Below are 14,234 nucleotides of genomic sequence, written 5' to 3'. Positions count from 1 at the left end.
GGGCAGTTGACCAAGCGACTGGAGGCGGCTGGCATCGATCTTGGATCCGTCACCGACATCGTGCTGACCCACATGCACATGGACCACGTTGGCGGGCTGCTCGTCGACGGGGTGAAGGAGCGGCTGCGGCCGGACCTGCGGATCCACGTGGCGGCCGCCGAGGTCAAGTTCTGGGAGGCGCCCGATTTCTCCCGCGTCTCGATGCCGCCGGGGTTCCCGGACGCGCTTCGGGCGGCGGCCAAGCGGTTCACCGAAGAATACCGCAGCCATCTGCGGCTGTTCGATGAGGAGCAAGAGGTGGCGCCGGGCGTGGTCGCCACACGTACCGGCGGCCACACTCCCGGGCATTGCGTGGTTCGCGTGGCGTCCGGCGGAGATCGGCTGATGTTTGCCGGCGACGCCGTGTTTGCGGTCGGGTTCGAACACCCCGACTGGTATAACGGTTTCGAACACGATCCAGAAGAAGCGGCCCGCGTCCGGGTCCGACTTTTGCGGGAGCTGGCGGAGACCGGCGGACTGCTGGTGGCTACTCATCTGCCGTTCCCGTCCGTTGGCCACGTTGCAGTCGAGGGCGACGATTTTCGTTGGGTGCCGGTCTTCTGGGACTACTGAGGGCTTGTCGGGTCAGGGCATGAGCCAAATCTGGCCCCATCCGGACAGTCTGTGGCGGACGGTCTTCCATCGGGGGACATTGGCGGCATAGAGTGCGATCATGACGCCTCTGACCTATACACCCTATGGCGGCTCCGCCCGGCCTTTCACCATCGGTTTGATGCCGCTCGATCCTAGCCGCTGGATCGAGCCGGATGACGATTGGGCCCGCTATGTCGGCGAGAAACGACGCCTGATCGAGACACATCGCGACGAGATCTTCGTTGCCGAGGCGGATACCGCGGAAGCACAGCAGGAGGTCTTCGATCTCCTGCTGGCTTATCTTGCGGAATATCATCCGAAGCTTGCCGACAGCGTTGCCCATGCAACCGAGCGGGATGCACCGCCCCTGCTGCGTGCCGGCCTGCTGGTTCAGGACGATCTCGTCATCATGCGACGCAGGGAAGACGGCTGGCATCTTGTCGCCGGCTTTGTCGCCTTCCCGTCCTCATGGTCGCTGCAGGAGAAGTTCGGTCGCCCGATGCAGGCGATTCACGCCGACGTGCCCGGTTTCGGCGAAGGTACGCGTAACGCGACACTCATCACCCGCATCTTCGATAACCTGCAGGTTTCGCAACCTGTGGAACGGCTGAACTGGTCCGTGAACGTCACGGATGAACTATTTTTGCCACTCTCCAAACACCGCCGCCCGCCGTCGGCCGACCCGTTCACGCTCGCCGAGCGCTTTGCTCGCGTCGAGCGCCAGACGTTGCACAAACTGCCGAAGTCGGGCGATATTCTGTTCACCATCCGCGTCTATGTTGATCCGATAGCCGCGATCGCCGACCACCCGAATGCCGCCAAACTTGCCGGAAGCTTCGCCGCGCAGCTGGATAGTCTCGATGAGCAGCAGGCGGCCTATAAAGGTCTGATACTGCAGAAGGCCGAACTCGTCGCGAAGCTTCGAGCGCTCGCGGACACCCTCACTCCCGCCTGAGTTTTATGCTCTTGCTCTTTATTGTGACGCCGTTTTGTGGTTAGAGCCGATAATCTCGCATTCTCTGCGCAATTTCCAGATGAATTCCTAAAGGCCCATCGCCTTCGTCGCCTTCCACAGGAGAAAAGAAAGAATGACGGAACAAACCCACCCGGTATATGCCGAAATTACTGGCCCGATCGTGATGATCGGCTTTGGCTCCATCGGCCGCGGTACCCTGCCGCTGATCGAGCGCCACTTCAAATTCGACCAGAGCCGGATGGTAGTCATCGACCCGCGCGACGACGCAGATCACACCGAAATCATGGCAAAGCATGGCGTGAAGCACATCAAGGCTCATGTCACGAAGGAAAACTTCAAGGAACTGCTGAAGCCGCTTCTGACCGAAGGCAGTGGCCAGGGTTTTTGCGTCAATCTCTCCGTCGACACCGGTTCGGTCGACCTGATGAAGCTCTGCCGCAAGCTCGGCGCTCTCTACATCGATACCGTCATCGAGCCCTGGCTCGGTTTCTACTTCGACAAGAGCATGAAGAATGCCGACCGCACCAACTACGCACTGCGTGAAACTCTTCGCAAGGAAAAGGCGAAGAACCCGGGCGGTCCGACTGCTGTCTCCACCTGCGGCGCAAACCCGGGTATGGTTTCGTGGTTCGTCAAGAAGGCGCTCGTCAACCTCGCCAACGATATCGGTGTGAAGTTCGAAGAGCCGGATCAGCACGACCGCGAAGGCTGGGCGAAGCTGATGAAGAAGGTCGGCGTCAAGGGCATCCACATCGCCGAGCGCGACACGCAGCGTACCAAGCATCCGAAGCCGCTTAACGTCTTCTGGAACACCTGGTCGGTTGAAGGCTTCATCTCCGAAGGCTTGCAGCCGGCCGAACTCGGCTGGGGCACCCACGAAAACTGGATGCCGAAGAACGGCAAGAAGCACAAGAAGGGTTGCAAGGCTGGTATCTACCTCGAGCAGCCGGGCGCCAACACTCGCGTCCGCACGTGGTGCCCGACCCCCGGTCCGCAGTACGGCTTCCTCGTAACGCACAACGAGGCGATCTCGATCGCCGACTTCTTCACCGTTCGCGACAAGGACGGCGAAGTCACCTTCCGTCCGACCTGCCACTACGCCTACCATCCGGCGAACGACGCGGTTCTCTCGATGCATGAGATGTTCGGCAACGGCGGCAACCCGCAGCCGGTTCACCACGTTCTCGACGAGGACGAGTTGGAGGACGGCATCGACGAACTCGGCGTCCTGCTCTACGGCCATGAGAAGAACGCTTACTGGTACGGTTCCCGCCTGTCGCTGGAGGAAACGCGCCGCATCGCGCCTTACCAGAACGCGACGGGCATGCAGGTCACCTCCGCCGTTCTCGCCGGCATGGTCTGGGCCCTTGAAAATCCGACGGCCGGTATCGTCGAAGCCGACGAAATCGACTACAAGCGCTGCCTCGAGGTGCAGAGCCGGTACCTCGGCCCGGTCGAAGGCCACTACACCGAGTGGACGCCGCTGGAAGGTCGCCCGGGGCTCTTCCCGGAAGAGATCGACACCAAGGATCCGTGGCAGTTCAAGAACATCCTCGTTCGCTGATGCCAGCCCGAACCGCATTTGAAGATGCCCGCCTTGCGGCGGGCATTTTTGTAACGCCTGCTGTATAAATGCCGTCATGAGACCTTGAAGTCTTGCCTTAACTACCGGCTCGCGCCATGTGTTTCACAACCACACGGATAGTTCTCGTTCCGAAGCCCCGGGAGAAACTCATGAGAATCAGACCCCTCCTTGTCCTCATCGGCGCGTCCGCGGCGTTGAGCGCCTGCACCACGTCGTCGCCGCGCCCGGTACCGGTCGCTGCAACCCCGGCTCAGACAGGCGTTGAGGGTTCATGGTCGGATCCGAACGGCATCATCTCCACATTCCAGGCCGGAACCTTCACCACGCGCACGACCGACAGCAACCAGCTTCTCGCGTCGGGCACTTATGTGAACACCTCCCCGTCGCTGGTCGAGATCAACATGACCTCGCTGGTGCGCAAGACGCAATCCAAGGTCAACTGCGCGCTGGTGACCCAGAGCCAGCTCAATTGCACCTCCGACGCCGGTTCCCAATTCACGCTCACGCGCCGCATGTAGAGCTGTAAGGTTCGATTTGCGTTGGACTAAATGGTTCTGGTCTGCCAAAAGGCCCCGAGGACGCGACCGCCGTTATTTATAGAACGGGGTCGGGCGACCGATTGACGTCACGTTGCTGCCGCGAGATCACGCTGGCCGTCCTCAAATTCTCAACAAGCCGGTTTCAGAGGATGACTGCGTTCGCAGCCTGAGCGGATTTTCGTCGTTCGAAAAAAGAAAGCAGCTCTAGGGTTTGTTGAAAGCAGCCTCTCGCGAGGTTTTTCGTTTACCGCCCTTGGAATGCGCCGCTTCTGTCACAGCTTTTTCTCTTGCCGCCGCTAAATGCTTGGTGGAAACATTGATCACCTAGGGACGGCGGAGCGCAGGGGATATGGCTTCGCCGAAAAATCAGGAGAGCAGGATGACGAATTTTCAGTTCGGTCTGTTGACCGCGTCGATGCTGGCGCTGTCAAGCAGCGCCGCTTTTGCCGATTACGAACTCAATATCCTTCACATCAACGATTTCCATTCGCGCATCGAGTCGATCAACAAGTTCGATTCCACCTGCTCGGCCGAGGAAGAAGGCAAGAAGGAATGCTTCGGCGGCGCCGCCCGCCTGAAGACCGCGATCGACCAGCGTCGCGCCGCCCTGAACGGCAAGAACACGCTGCTGCTGAATGCCGGCGACAATTTCCAGGGATCGCTCTTCTACACGACCTACAAGGGCGCGGTCGAAGCCGAAATGCTGAATGACATGAAGTTCGACGTCATGACCGTCGGCAACCACGAGTTCGACGACAGCGAGGATGGCCTGGCGTCCTTCCTCGACAAGGTGCAATTCCCAGTCATTTCGGCCAATATCCTGGCCGGTGACGGCTCCAAGCTCGGCGATCGCATCAAGCCTTCGCTGGTGCTCGAGGTCGGCGGCCAGAAGATTGGCATCGTCGGCGCCGTGACCAACGATACCGAAGAACTGTCCTCGCCCGGCCCGAAGGTGATGATCGCCGACGACGTGCAGACCATCACCGCGGCCGTCGAAGACTTGAAGAAGCAAGGCATCAACAAGATCATCGCGCTGACCCATGTCGGCTATCCGCGCGACCTCGCAGCCATCGCCAAGATCCCCGATGTCGACGTCGTCGTCGGCGGCCATTCGCACAGCCTGCTGTCCAACACCGACCCGAAGGCGGAAGGCCCCTACCCGACGATGGTCGACAATCCCGGCGGCTACAAGGTGCCGGTGGTTCAGGCGGCATCGTACAGCAAGTATCTCGGCGACCTCGTCGTCACCTTCGATGACAACGGCGTCGTCAAGGACGCCAAGGGCGACCCGATCCTGATCGATTTCTCCTTCACTCCGGATCCGAGCCTCACCGCGCGTATCGCCGAACTCGCCAAGCCGATCGAAGAACTGCGCAAGAAGGTCATCGGTTCCAGCGAAGCCCCGATCCAAGGCGACCGCACTGTCTGCCGAGTCGAGGAATGCTCAATGGGCAACCTCGTCGCCGACGCCATGCTCGACCGCGGCAAGAGCCAGGGCATGAGCGTCGCCATCCAGAATGGCGGCGGTCTGCGCGCCTCGATCGATGCCGGCGACGTCACTCAGGGCGAAGTCATCACCGTGCTGCCGTTCCAGAACACGCTGGCGACCTTCCAGCTGACGGGTGCCGATATCCGCAAGGCTCTCGAAAATGGCCTGAGCCAGATTGAACAGGGCGCCGGCCGTTTCCCTCAGGTATCGGGCTTGAAATACACCTTCGATAAGACCAAACCTGCCGGCAGCCGCCTCGTTTCCGTCGAAGCGAAGGAAGGCGACGCCTTCGTGGTGCTCGACGATGCTAAGACCTACGGCGTCGTCACCAACAACTTCATGCGTGCAGGTGGCGATGGCTACTCGATCTTCGAGACGGCGGGCAAGAATGCCTACGACTTCGGACCGGACCTCGCCGACGTGACTGCCGAATATCTTGCAGCGCACTCGCCCTACAAGCCTTATACGGACGGTCGCGTGACCGAAGTCGCAGCCTCCGGTACCCAGGCAGCTGCCACGACGGCACCCGCACAGGCCGCGCCCGCCTCCCCGGCAGCACCGGCAGCTTCTACGGCACCCACCGCGGCAGCTCCGGCAGCGCTCGCCCCGAATACGCCGACCAACCACGTCATCGCCGCCGGCGATACGCTTTGGGATCTCTCCAAGCAGTTCTATGGCGAGGGCGCGCTCTGGAAGAAGATTTCCGACGCCAACGGCACGCCGGCGCCACGCCACCTGACGATCGGTAAGGAACTGCAGATTCCGTCGAAGTAAGACGATTTGTCTCGATTCTGAAAGCCGGTCCGGGGTTCCGCGGACCGGCTTTTGTTTCTATAGGGTGAACCACCGAAGTCCGGCTGCGTGTGAGCCGGTCAGACAAGACACCAAGGGTTTAAATGACGACCATTGAAACTGCGCACCGCCCGGCGGACCACCCGCCCGTCAAATCAGGCAAGGTCGGCGTCCTGCTCGTTAATCTGGGCACGCCCGATGGCACCGATTACACGTCCATGCGCCGTTACCTGAAGGAATTCCTGACCGACAAGCGCGTCATCGAGTGGTCACCCTGGAAGTGGTACCCGATCCTCTTCGGCATCGTCCTCAACACGCGCCCGCAAAAGGTGGGCAAGGCCTATGAGACGATCTGGAACAAGGACAGGAACGAGAGCTACCTGCGCACCTACACGCGCAACCAGTCCGATCTCATGGCCGAACGCTTGAAGGACCTGCCAAACGTGAAGGTGGATTGGGCAATGCGCTATGGCACGCCCTCGATTCCATCGCGCATCGAGGCGCTGAAGGACGAGGGTTGCGATCGCATCGTTCTTTTCCCGCTTTATCCGCAATACGCCGCCGCAACGACGGCAACCGTCAACGACAAGGCCTTCCAGCAGCTACTCAAGATGCGCTGGCAGCCGGCGCTGCGGACCGTCCCTGACTATCACGACGACGAGACCTACATCGAAGCGCTTGCCAATTCGGTGAAGAACCATTTGGCGACGCTCGACTGGCAGCCGGACATGGTACTCGCCTCCTTCCACGGCATTCCTATGTCCTATTTCAAGCTTGGCGATCCCTATTATTGCCAGTGCCAGAAGACCGGCCGCCTGCTGCGCGAACGGCTGGGACTGCCGGAAGACAAGTTCATGGTGACCTTCCAATCCCGTTTCGGGCCGGAAGAGTGGCTGCAGCCCTATACCGACAAGACGGTGGAGAAGCTGGCCCAAGACGGCGTCAAGAAGATCGCCGTTCTGAACCCCGGTTTCGTGTCCGACTGTCTGGAGACACTGGAAGAAATCGCCGAGCAGGCCGCTCATTCCTTCCATGAGAATGGCGGCGAGAAGTTCGCTCACATCCCCTGCCTCAACGACAGCGAGGATGGCATGCGGGTGCTCGAAAAGGTCGTTCGCCGCGAACTGCTCGGCTGGGCCTGATCAGACGCCGCGCTTGTTGCCCCAGAGCAGAACATGCAACTGGGGCAGCACACGGGCCTCGAACCACCGGTCCTCGGTCACCTTGTCGACCAGCCACAGCATCCTGTCCATGATACCGTCGATATCGACGCGCGCATCGTCGTCGTCAGGCGGCGGAGGCGTGTGGTTCCCCGGCTGCAGATAGACGGGCAGATCGGGATAGCGCGCCGCCGCCTCGCGGGCATAGGCATAGTCGCGGTCGTCGAAGACGACGATCTTCAGCGCGATATCGGGCCCGCAGGCCGCCATCTTGAGACAGACCTCGAACGAATCCCAATCCGTCGCCATGCCGCTCGAGGGCGGCTTCGGGCTCAGCACCAGCACATCAAGATCGGCAAACCACTCCTTGGCGACGCTCCCCTGCGTTTCCAGCGCGAATCTGTAGCCTTGCTCATGCCCATGCGCGATCAGACCGCCAAGCGGCTGGATCGCCGGGTTGCCACCCGAAAGCGAGACCATCAGAGGCTTGCCGCCGGAGAGCCGCGTCACCTCCGCCCATATGCCATCGACGGTCATCGGCAGCCATTGATCGCGATACTCGCTATCCACAGCATGCAGGCTGTCGCACCAAGAACAGCGATAATCGCAGCCGCCGGTGCGAACGAAGACGGTCGGCAGGCCGATCAGGACGCCTTCCCCCTGGATCGTCGGCCCGAAGATCTCGCTGACGCGGATCTGGGCCTCGCGAGCCCCGCTCACGGTCGGTATTCCGCCCAGGTCTTCGGTGTCTCGCTGACGCGCACGGCGGAAGTCTCCGGCAGTCGCTCCTTGCACCAGTCGTAGAAGTGCTTGGCGAGATATTCCGAGGTCACGCGATCATGGCCGAACACCTCATTCAGATGCCGATGGTCGAAGCGCTCGTCGATGTAGCGCTTCAGCGGCGAAAGCTCTTGATAGTCTCGAACGAAGCCGTTCTCGTCGAGTTCGGCGGCGGCCAGTTCCACCACGACGATATAGTTGTGACCGTGCAGGCGAGCACACTGGTGATCGGCGGGCAGATGCGTCAGCTGATGCGACGCGGAAAAGTGAAACTCCTTGGTGATGCGAAACATCACTTCACCTCCCTGGCCGAATAGCCTGCTGTGGCCGCCACCCAGAAATCCGGATCCTCGTATTCCGTGGGGTCGGCGACGCCGGCCAGATGAAAGGCCTCGCGCCGCTCGACGCAGGTGCCGCACCGTCCGCAATGGCGCGTACCGCCCTTGTAGCAGGACCATGTCTCGGCAAATGGCGTCCCGTATTTCGCACCATCGGTAACGATATCGGCTTTCGAGACGTTGACGTAGGGAGCGAGCAGCGAAACACTGGCATAGCCATCCAGCGCCTGGTTCTGCATCTCCTGGAAAGCATCGATGAAGCCCGGGCGGCAATCGGGATAGATGAAGTGGTCGCCGCCATGCACGGCAACGGCGACCGCGTCGGCTTTCTGGGCCGCTGCGAGACCGAACGCGATTGCAAGCATGATTGCGTTGCGGTTCGGCACCACGGTCGCCTTCATCGTCTCCTCGGCATAGTGGCCGTCGGGCACGTCGACATCGTCGGTCAGGGCCGAACCCGTCAGGTGCCGGCCGATGGTGCGGATGTCGATGATCTGGTGCGGTACGCCGAGCCGCTTGGCGCAGGCTGTGGCAAAGTCCAGTTCCTTGCGGTGGCGCTGTCCGTAATCGAAGGAAAGCAGGCTGATAAGCTGATGCTCCGCCGCCACGCGATGGGCGAGCGAAATGGAGTCCAATCCGCCGGAGCAGATGACGATCGTCTTCATGATGAGGATCCCTTGTTTTGACCGGGTGGGCTGCGACCGGTATTTCCTGCGCGCCTTCTAATGCAAAGCGCTCCCGTTGTGAATAGTCGACTGACATCCCATATCGAATCCATAAACCGGATAGCTTCGCCAGCCGAAGATGCTGGCGTTTCAGGCCGGCTCGTCTAAGGTTGCATCAGTCGATTCTATCGCGGGGGAGTTTCATGGTTCTGAGTGGCTTCGATATCGTCGTCATAGCACTGGTGATCTTCGTCATCCTCGTGCTGTTTGCAGGCATCAAGATCGTGCCGCAGGGCTACCGCTACACCCTCGAGCGTTTCGGCCGCTATACGCGCACGCTGGAGCCCGGCCTCAACCTCATCACCCCCTTCATCGAGCGTATCGGCGCCCGCATGAACGTCATGGAACAGGTCCTGAACGTGCCGACCCAGGAGGTTATAACCAAGGATAACGCCTCCATCTCGACCGACGCCGTCGCTTTCTACCAGGTCCTCAACGCCGCCGAGGCAGCCTATCAGGTCGCGAACCTCGAGAATGCCGTCTTGAACCTGACGATGACCAACATCCGTACCGTCATGGGGTCGATGGATCTCGACGAATTGCTCTCGAACCGTGATGCCATCAACGACCGGCTGCTGCACGTCGTCGACGATGCCGTCCGGCCTTGGGGCATCAAGGTGACGCGCATCGAGATCAAGGACATCCAGCCACCACGCGACCTGGTGGACGCCATGGCGCGGCAGATGAAGGCCGAACGCGAGAAGCGCGCGCAGGTGCTGGAGGCCGAAGGCTCCCGTAACGCTCAGATCCTGCGTGCCGAGGGCTCCAAGCAATCGGCAATCCTGCAGGCCGAGGGTCAGCGCGAAGCCGCCTTCCGCAACGCCGAGGCTCGAGAACGCCTCGCCGAAGCAGAAGCCAAGGCAACCAAGATGGTGTCGGAGGCGATTGCATCGGGCAACATTCAGGCCGTCAACTATTTCGTAGCCCAGAAATATACCGAAGCTCTCACCGCGATCGGTACCGCCGGTAGTTCGAAGGTCGTGCTGATGCCGGTCGAGGCTTCGTCCATCATCGGCTCGCTTGGCGGCATTGGAGCGATCGCCAGGGAGGTCTTCGGCGACAACCCGACGCCGCCGCCACCACCACGCCAGCAGTCAACCCCGCGAACCACCCCGGCCGTCAACCCCTTCAACCCGCCAACGGAGCGCTGAGCCATGATCGCCAGCCTCGTCGCGGAACTCGGACCCTGGAGCTGGTGGATCGCCGGCTTGGTGCTGCTGGCCGCAGAATTGATCGCGCCGGGCGTCTTCCTTGTCTGGATCGGGCTTGCCGCCCTTATCGTCGGCATGCTGTCGCTACTGTTCTGGGACAGCAGCTTCTGGCTTTGGCAGGTTCAGGCCATCCTCTTTGCGCTTCTTGCAGTCGTGGCGACGGTGGTCGGCCGCAAGCTGACCCTGCAGCACGGTGAAACCGATCAGCCTTTCCTCAATCAGCGGGCCGAAAGCCTCATCGGGCGCACCGCGACGCTGGCGGAGCCCATCCGCGAAGGGCGCGGTCGTATTCGCCTCGACGATACGTTCTGGCTCGTAAACGGCCCGGACCTGCCTGTAGGCACCAAGGTAAAGGTGGTGGCGAGCAGCGGGCGCGATCTGACGGTAGAACAGGTCTGATCAGGCCACGCCGATCCGAAGCAGATCATGGAAGTGCACGAGCCCGATCGGGCGGTTGTCGTCGTCGACCACGATCAGTGCTCCGATGCTGTGCTGGTTGAGCATGGCAAGCGCGGCCGTTGCCAGCACTGTCGGCTTCACCGTCTTTGGTGTCCGCGTCATGATATCGTCGACAACGAGCTCGGAGAGGTTGCGCGTCAGGTTGCGTGCCAGGTCGCCTTCCGTGATGATGCCGCAGAGGCGCTCATCCTCGTCCAGAATACCGACGCAGCCGAAATGCTTCCGAGACAACGTCGAGATCGCCAGCGGCACCGGCGTTCCCTTGGCCACCAACGGGACGCGATCGCCCGTATGCATGATATCGGCGACATGGCTGAGACTCGCCCCGAGTTTGCCGCCCGGATGGAACACGTGAAAGTCGCGCGCCGTAAAGCCTCGTGCCTCAAGCAGCGCGATGGCAAGCGCATCGCCCATGGCGAGCTGCATCAGCGTCGAGGTGGTCGGAGCCAGCCCATGCGGACAGGCCTCTTCCTCGTTCGGCATCAACAGGACAATGTCGGATGCCGTGGCAAGCGACGATCTTTCGGAACATGTGACGGCAATCAGCGGAATCGAGAACCGGCGCGTATAGCCGATGATGCTGCGAAGCTCGGCACTTTCGCCGCCCTTGGAAAGGGCAAGGACGATATCCGTCGTGCCGATCATCCCGAGATCGCCATGGTTTGCCTCGGCCGCATGGACAAAGAAGGCCGGCGTTCCTGTCGACGCCAGCGTCGCCGCGATCTTCACACCGATGTGGCCGCTCTTGCCGACGCCTGTAACGATGACGCGACCGGTGACGCCGTTGATCGTCTCGACGGCCCGCATGAAAGGCCCGGCCAAGCCGTCGTCAAAAGCTCGCTCCAGGGCCTCAAGCGCCCGCCTCTCGGTGCCGATCGTCCGTTTCGCAGACTCCAGGACACCGTTTTCGATGACATTTACCGCTCTCTTGATCATGGCACTGCGTTAGCGGTTTTCATCCGCCGAGTCCATCGGCTGCCCTCACGGGCATCGCAGCGCAACGAATGGTTAACCACAAGCCTTTACGTTCGGGTAACGCTTCGACGCATGCCAGGATACACATGAGCCATTGGAAGGACACGAGCAGTCTCACGCCGCTCCGCGCGACGGGCTTTGCCGTGTCCATGGCTCTGATGGCAGGCACTTTCCTCGCGCCCCACGCCGTACTTGCGCAGTCGACGCCCGTTTCCAACAGCTCGATCCGCTCGTCCACCGCACCTGCCGCTGCGGCGGTGGAGGATGAAAGCGATATCCCTGAAACACCGGCCGGCACTATGTCAACGGCCGACAATGCGGCGCCAGCAGCCACTGCTGCGCCGATTGCGGCTGCCGGTCAAAAACCGAGCGACGAGACGACCGGTGCGATCCTCGATGAGGACATGATCCGCCTCAACACGCGCGAAGCGCCGCTCGACGAGCGGCTGCCGGCCCGCAAGCCGGAGCCGAATCCGGCGGCCGAGGAAACGCCGGGCATCCGCATCGGCACCTTCGTCCTGCGTCCGACCGTTACCCAGAGCATCAACACCGAGACGCAGAAGGACGCCGGCATCAAACAGACGCGTGGCTTCCTCGAAACGGATCTGCACGCCACGATGACCTCCGACTGGGCGCTGCACCAACTCACGGTGACCACCGACGGCGCCTGGCAGAAGAACGTCAGCGGCGAAGGCGAGGAACAGCCGGATTTCAGGATCGACGGCGACCTGCGGCTCGATCTTCCCGAGGATACGACCGCACATATCATCGGCGGCTACCATTTCTACCGCGAAGACACTGATGATCCGAATGCCATCCAGAACGCGGACCAGCAATCGGATGTTCAGGAATTCAGCACCGGCGCCTCGATCGAACGCGACTTCGGCATCCTGCGCGGCAGCACCGCTATCGATGTCAGCCGTACGATCTATTCCGACGCGACATTGTCCGATGGGACGACCGTTTCGCTGGCCGATCGCAACGAGACGAGCGGCACGATCCGCGGCCGCATCGGCTACGAGCTTTCCCCGGCTCTCATCCCCTTCATCGAAGGCAATGTCGGCAAGACGGTCTATGACGAGAGTATCGATTCCGCCGGCTTCCGCAGGTCGGGAGATAGCTATGGCGCCAAGGTCGGCGTCGAACTCGATTTGGGTGAAAAGCTCCGCGGCGAGGTCGGGGTTGGCTATCAGACTGCCACCTTCGACGACGACCGCCTCTCGGACATCGACGCGGCCGTGGTGGATGCTCAGCTATTCTGGTCGCCGCTCAGAGGTACGGACGTCAACATCGGCCTGCTGACAAGCATCAACCCGTCGACCACAGCTGGCGAATCCGGCTACGTTTCGCATGCTTTGACGACGGGCGTCACGCATCAACTGCGTGATAATCTGACAGGCACTGTCCTCGGCGGCATCATCTATCGCGACTATCCGTCGGATAGCCCGACCAGCGACGAGACGGTCTACACCACGAGCGCCGGGCTGACCTGGAACATCAACCGCTACCTCGATATGACCAGCACCATTGGCTACGAGCTGACGTCCCGCAAGACAAGCAGCGATTCCGAGCAATGGCGGGCCGGCGTCGGTGTGAAACTGAAGCACTGAAACGAAATCCGCCTCCAAGTGGGAGCCTTGGAGGCGGACTAATTCGTTTGACAGGCAGGCTTGTTTCAGAGGCCCTTCAGCAGCGCCTTGAAGCCTTCCTCGACGGTCGGGCGGATGTCCGCACGTTCCAGGGCGAAGGCCACGTTGGCCAGGATGAAGCCGTCCTTGGCGCCGCAGTCATAGGTCGTGCCGCGGAAGTGATAGCCCGCGAACGTCTGGTCCTTCAGCAGCTTCAGCATGCCGTCGGTCAGCTGGATTTCGTTGCCAGCGCCTCGTTCCTGGGTTTCCAGGATCTTGAAGACTTCAGGCTGCAGGATATAGCGGCCGTTGATGAAATAGTTCGACGGTGCCGTGCCCTTGGCAGGCTTTTCGACCATGCCGGTGATGCGGAAGCCATCACCGATCGCTTCGCCGACGCCGACGATGCCGTACTTGTGAGCTTGATCCGGGGCGCATTCCTCGACGGCGATGATGTTGCCGCCGCTCTGGGCATAAAGGTCGATCATGCCCTTCATGCAGCCCTTGCCTTCGCTCTTCATGATCATGTCGGGCAAGAGCAGCGCAAACGGCTCGTTGCCGACGATCTCGCGAGCACACCAGACGGCATGGCCGAGGCCAAGCGGCTCCTGCTGACGAGTGAAGCTGACCGTACCAGCCTTGGGAAGCTGGCCAGCAAGCAGCGTCATTTCCGCCTGCTTGCTGCGCTCGCGCAGCGTCTGCTCAAGCTCGAAATGGATATCGAAGTAGTCTTCGATGATGTGTTTGTTACGACCTGTGACGAAAACGAAATGCTCGATGCCCGCTTCCAAAGCTTCGTCGACCACATACTGAATGATCGGTTTGTCGACGACAGTCAGCATTTCCTTCGGCACGGCTTTGGTGGCCGGAAGAAAGCGAGTCCCGAGACCCGCGACCGGAAATACAGCTTTGCGAACTTTTTTATGCTCTGCCACACAATCCTC

General features: G+C 61.2%; 14 protein-coding genes. 9 read left to right on the top strand and 5 right to left on the bottom strand.

Annotation, left to right across the window (positions count from 1 at the left end):
* The 6 genes from C934_RS0128470 to hemH all read left to right on the top strand — a co-directional run.
* Positions 1–612: MBL fold metallo-hydrolase (locus C934_RS0128470; RefSeq protein ID WP_018859926.1), on the top strand; the 612-nt coding region annotated here is incomplete at its 5' end.
* Positions 613–712: 100 nt separating this feature from the next.
* Complete coding sequence (locus C934_RS0128465; RefSeq protein ID WP_018859925.1) at positions 713–1,588, top strand: heme-dependent oxidative N-demethylase family protein; 876 nt, start codon at positions 713–715, stop codon at positions 1,586–1,588.
* Positions 1,589–1,721: 133 nt separating this feature from the next.
* Positions 1,722–3,173, top strand: a complete 1,452-nt coding sequence (locus C934_RS0128460) for a homospermidine synthase (protein ID WP_018859924.1) — start codon at positions 1,722–1,724, stop codon at positions 3,171–3,173.
* A 170-nt stretch (positions 3,174–3,343) separates the two neighbouring features.
* A complete protein-coding gene (gene omp10, locus C934_RS0128455) occupies positions 3,344–3,712 on the top strand; it encodes an outer membrane lipoprotein Omp10 (RefSeq protein ID WP_018859923.1) in 369 nt (122 codons plus the stop codon).
* Positions 3,713–4,112: 400 nt separating this feature from the next.
* Positions 4,113–5,996, top strand: a complete 1,884-nt coding sequence (locus tag C934_RS0128450) for a bifunctional metallophosphatase/5'-nucleotidase (RefSeq protein ID WP_018859922.1) — start codon at positions 4,113–4,115, stop codon at positions 5,994–5,996.
* A 122-nt stretch (positions 5,997–6,118) separates the two neighbouring features.
* On the top strand, positions 6,119–7,156 hold the full coding sequence (gene hemH / locus C934_RS0128445) for a ferrochelatase (RefSeq protein WP_018859921.1): 1,038 nt from the start codon (positions 6,119–6,121) through the stop codon (positions 7,154–7,156).
* Here hemH and queE read toward each other — a convergent pair whose 3' ends face one another.
* From queE to queC, 3 genes are read right to left on the bottom strand one after another with little or no spacing between them, the layout of a single operon-like run.
* Positions 7,157–7,894 (bottom strand): 7-carboxy-7-deazaguanine synthase QueE, encoded by a 738-nt coding sequence (queE, locus tag C934_RS0128440; RefSeq protein WP_018859920.1) that lies wholly within the window; start codon positions 7,892–7,894, stop codon positions 7,157–7,159.
* Entirely contained in the window at positions 7,891–8,247 is a 357-nt protein-coding gene (gene queD, locus C934_RS0128435) for a 6-carboxytetrahydropterin synthase QueD (protein ID WP_018859919.1), read from the bottom strand. Before queD ends, queE begins: the two co-directional genes overlap by 4 nt.
* Positions 8,247–8,957, bottom strand: a complete 711-nt coding sequence (queC, locus tag C934_RS0128430) for a 7-cyano-7-deazaguanine synthase QueC (protein ID WP_018859918.1) — start codon at positions 8,955–8,957, stop codon at positions 8,247–8,249. Before queC ends, queD begins: the two co-directional genes overlap by 1 nt.
* A gap of 203 nt (positions 8,958–9,160) precedes the next feature.
* Here queC and C934_RS0128425 point away from each other — a divergent pair, with 203 nt between their 5' ends.
* Both C934_RS0128425 and C934_RS0128420 read left to right on the top strand, forming a co-directional pair.
* A complete protein-coding gene (locus C934_RS0128425; RefSeq protein ID WP_018859917.1) occupies positions 9,161–10,168 on the top strand; it encodes an SPFH domain-containing protein in 1,008 nt (335 codons plus the stop codon).
* A gap of 3 nt (positions 10,169–10,171) precedes the next feature.
* Positions 10,172–10,627 (top strand): NfeD family protein, encoded by a 456-nt coding sequence (locus C934_RS0128420; protein WP_018859916.1) that lies wholly within the window; start codon positions 10,172–10,174, stop codon positions 10,625–10,627.
* On the opposite strand, the gene C934_RS0128415 is transcribed toward C934_RS0128420, so the two are convergent.
* Entirely contained in the window at positions 10,628–11,623 is a 996-nt protein-coding gene (locus C934_RS0128415) for a KpsF/GutQ family sugar-phosphate isomerase (protein WP_018859915.1), read from the bottom strand. It lies immediately after the preceding gene.
* A 125-nt stretch (positions 11,624–11,748) separates the two neighbouring features.
* Between C934_RS0128415 and C934_RS0128410 the strand changes: the two genes are divergently transcribed.
* Positions 11,749–13,272 carry an outer membrane beta-barrel protein gene (locus C934_RS0128410; protein WP_018859914.1) on the top strand — a complete coding sequence of 508 codons (1,524 nt, stop codon included), beginning with the start codon at positions 11,749–11,751 and terminating at the stop codon, positions 13,270–13,272.
* 65 nt (positions 13,273–13,337) lie between these two features.
* On the opposite strand, the gene galU is transcribed toward C934_RS0128410, so the two are convergent.
* Entirely contained in the window at positions 13,338–14,225 is an 888-nt protein-coding gene (gene galU, locus C934_RS0128405; protein WP_007797839.1) for a UTP--glucose-1-phosphate uridylyltransferase GalU, read from the bottom strand.
* Between the last annotated feature and the right edge of the window lie 9 nt (positions 14,226–14,234).

This window comes from Rhizobium sp. 42MFCr.1 (assembly GCF_000377185.1).
GTDB lineage: Bacteria > Pseudomonadota > Alphaproteobacteria > Rhizobiales > Rhizobiaceae > Rhizobium > Rhizobium altiplani.
Note: the sequence above shows the minus strand (reverse complement) of the source record. Positions and strands in the feature narration are given on the sequence as shown.

Excerpts from the sequence above, each read along its gene's own strand:
- C934_RS0128465 (WP_018859925.1), top strand. The coding sequence starts at position 713 with ATGACGCCTCTGACCTATACACCCTATGGCGGCTCCGCCCGGCCTTTC.
- C934_RS0128460 (WP_018859924.1), top strand. The coding sequence starts at position 1,722 with ATGACGGAACAAACCCACCCGGTATATGCCGAAATTACTGGCCCGATC.
- omp10 (WP_018859923.1), top strand. The coding sequence starts at position 3,344 with ATGAGAATCAGACCCCTCCTTGTCCTCATCGGCGCGTCCGCGGCGTTG.
- C934_RS0128450 (WP_018859922.1), top strand. The coding sequence starts at position 4,113 with ATGACGAATTTTCAGTTCGGTCTGTTGACCGCGTCGATGCTGGCGCTG.
- hemH (WP_018859921.1), top strand. The coding sequence starts at position 6,119 with ATGACGACCATTGAAACTGCGCACCGCCCGGCGGACCACCCGCCCGTC.
- queD (WP_018859919.1), bottom strand. The coding sequence starts at position 8,247 with ATGTTTCGCATCACCAAGGAGTTTCACTTTTCCGCGTCGCATCAGCTG.
- queC (WP_018859918.1), bottom strand. The coding sequence starts at position 8,957 with ATGAAGACGATCGTCATCTGCTCCGGCGGATTGGACTCCATTTCGCTC.
- C934_RS0128425 (WP_018859917.1), top strand. The coding sequence starts at position 9,161 with ATGGTTCTGAGTGGCTTCGATATCGTCGTCATAGCACTGGTGATCTTC.
- C934_RS0128420 (WP_018859916.1), top strand. The coding sequence starts at position 10,172 with ATGATCGCCAGCCTCGTCGCGGAACTCGGACCCTGGAGCTGGTGGATC.
- C934_RS0128415 (WP_018859915.1), bottom strand. The coding sequence starts at position 11,623 with ATGATCAAGAGAGCGGTAAATGTCATCGAAAACGGTGTCCTGGAGTCT.
- C934_RS0128410 (WP_018859914.1), top strand. The coding sequence starts at position 11,749 with ATGAGCCATTGGAAGGACACGAGCAGTCTCACGCCGCTCCGCGCGACG.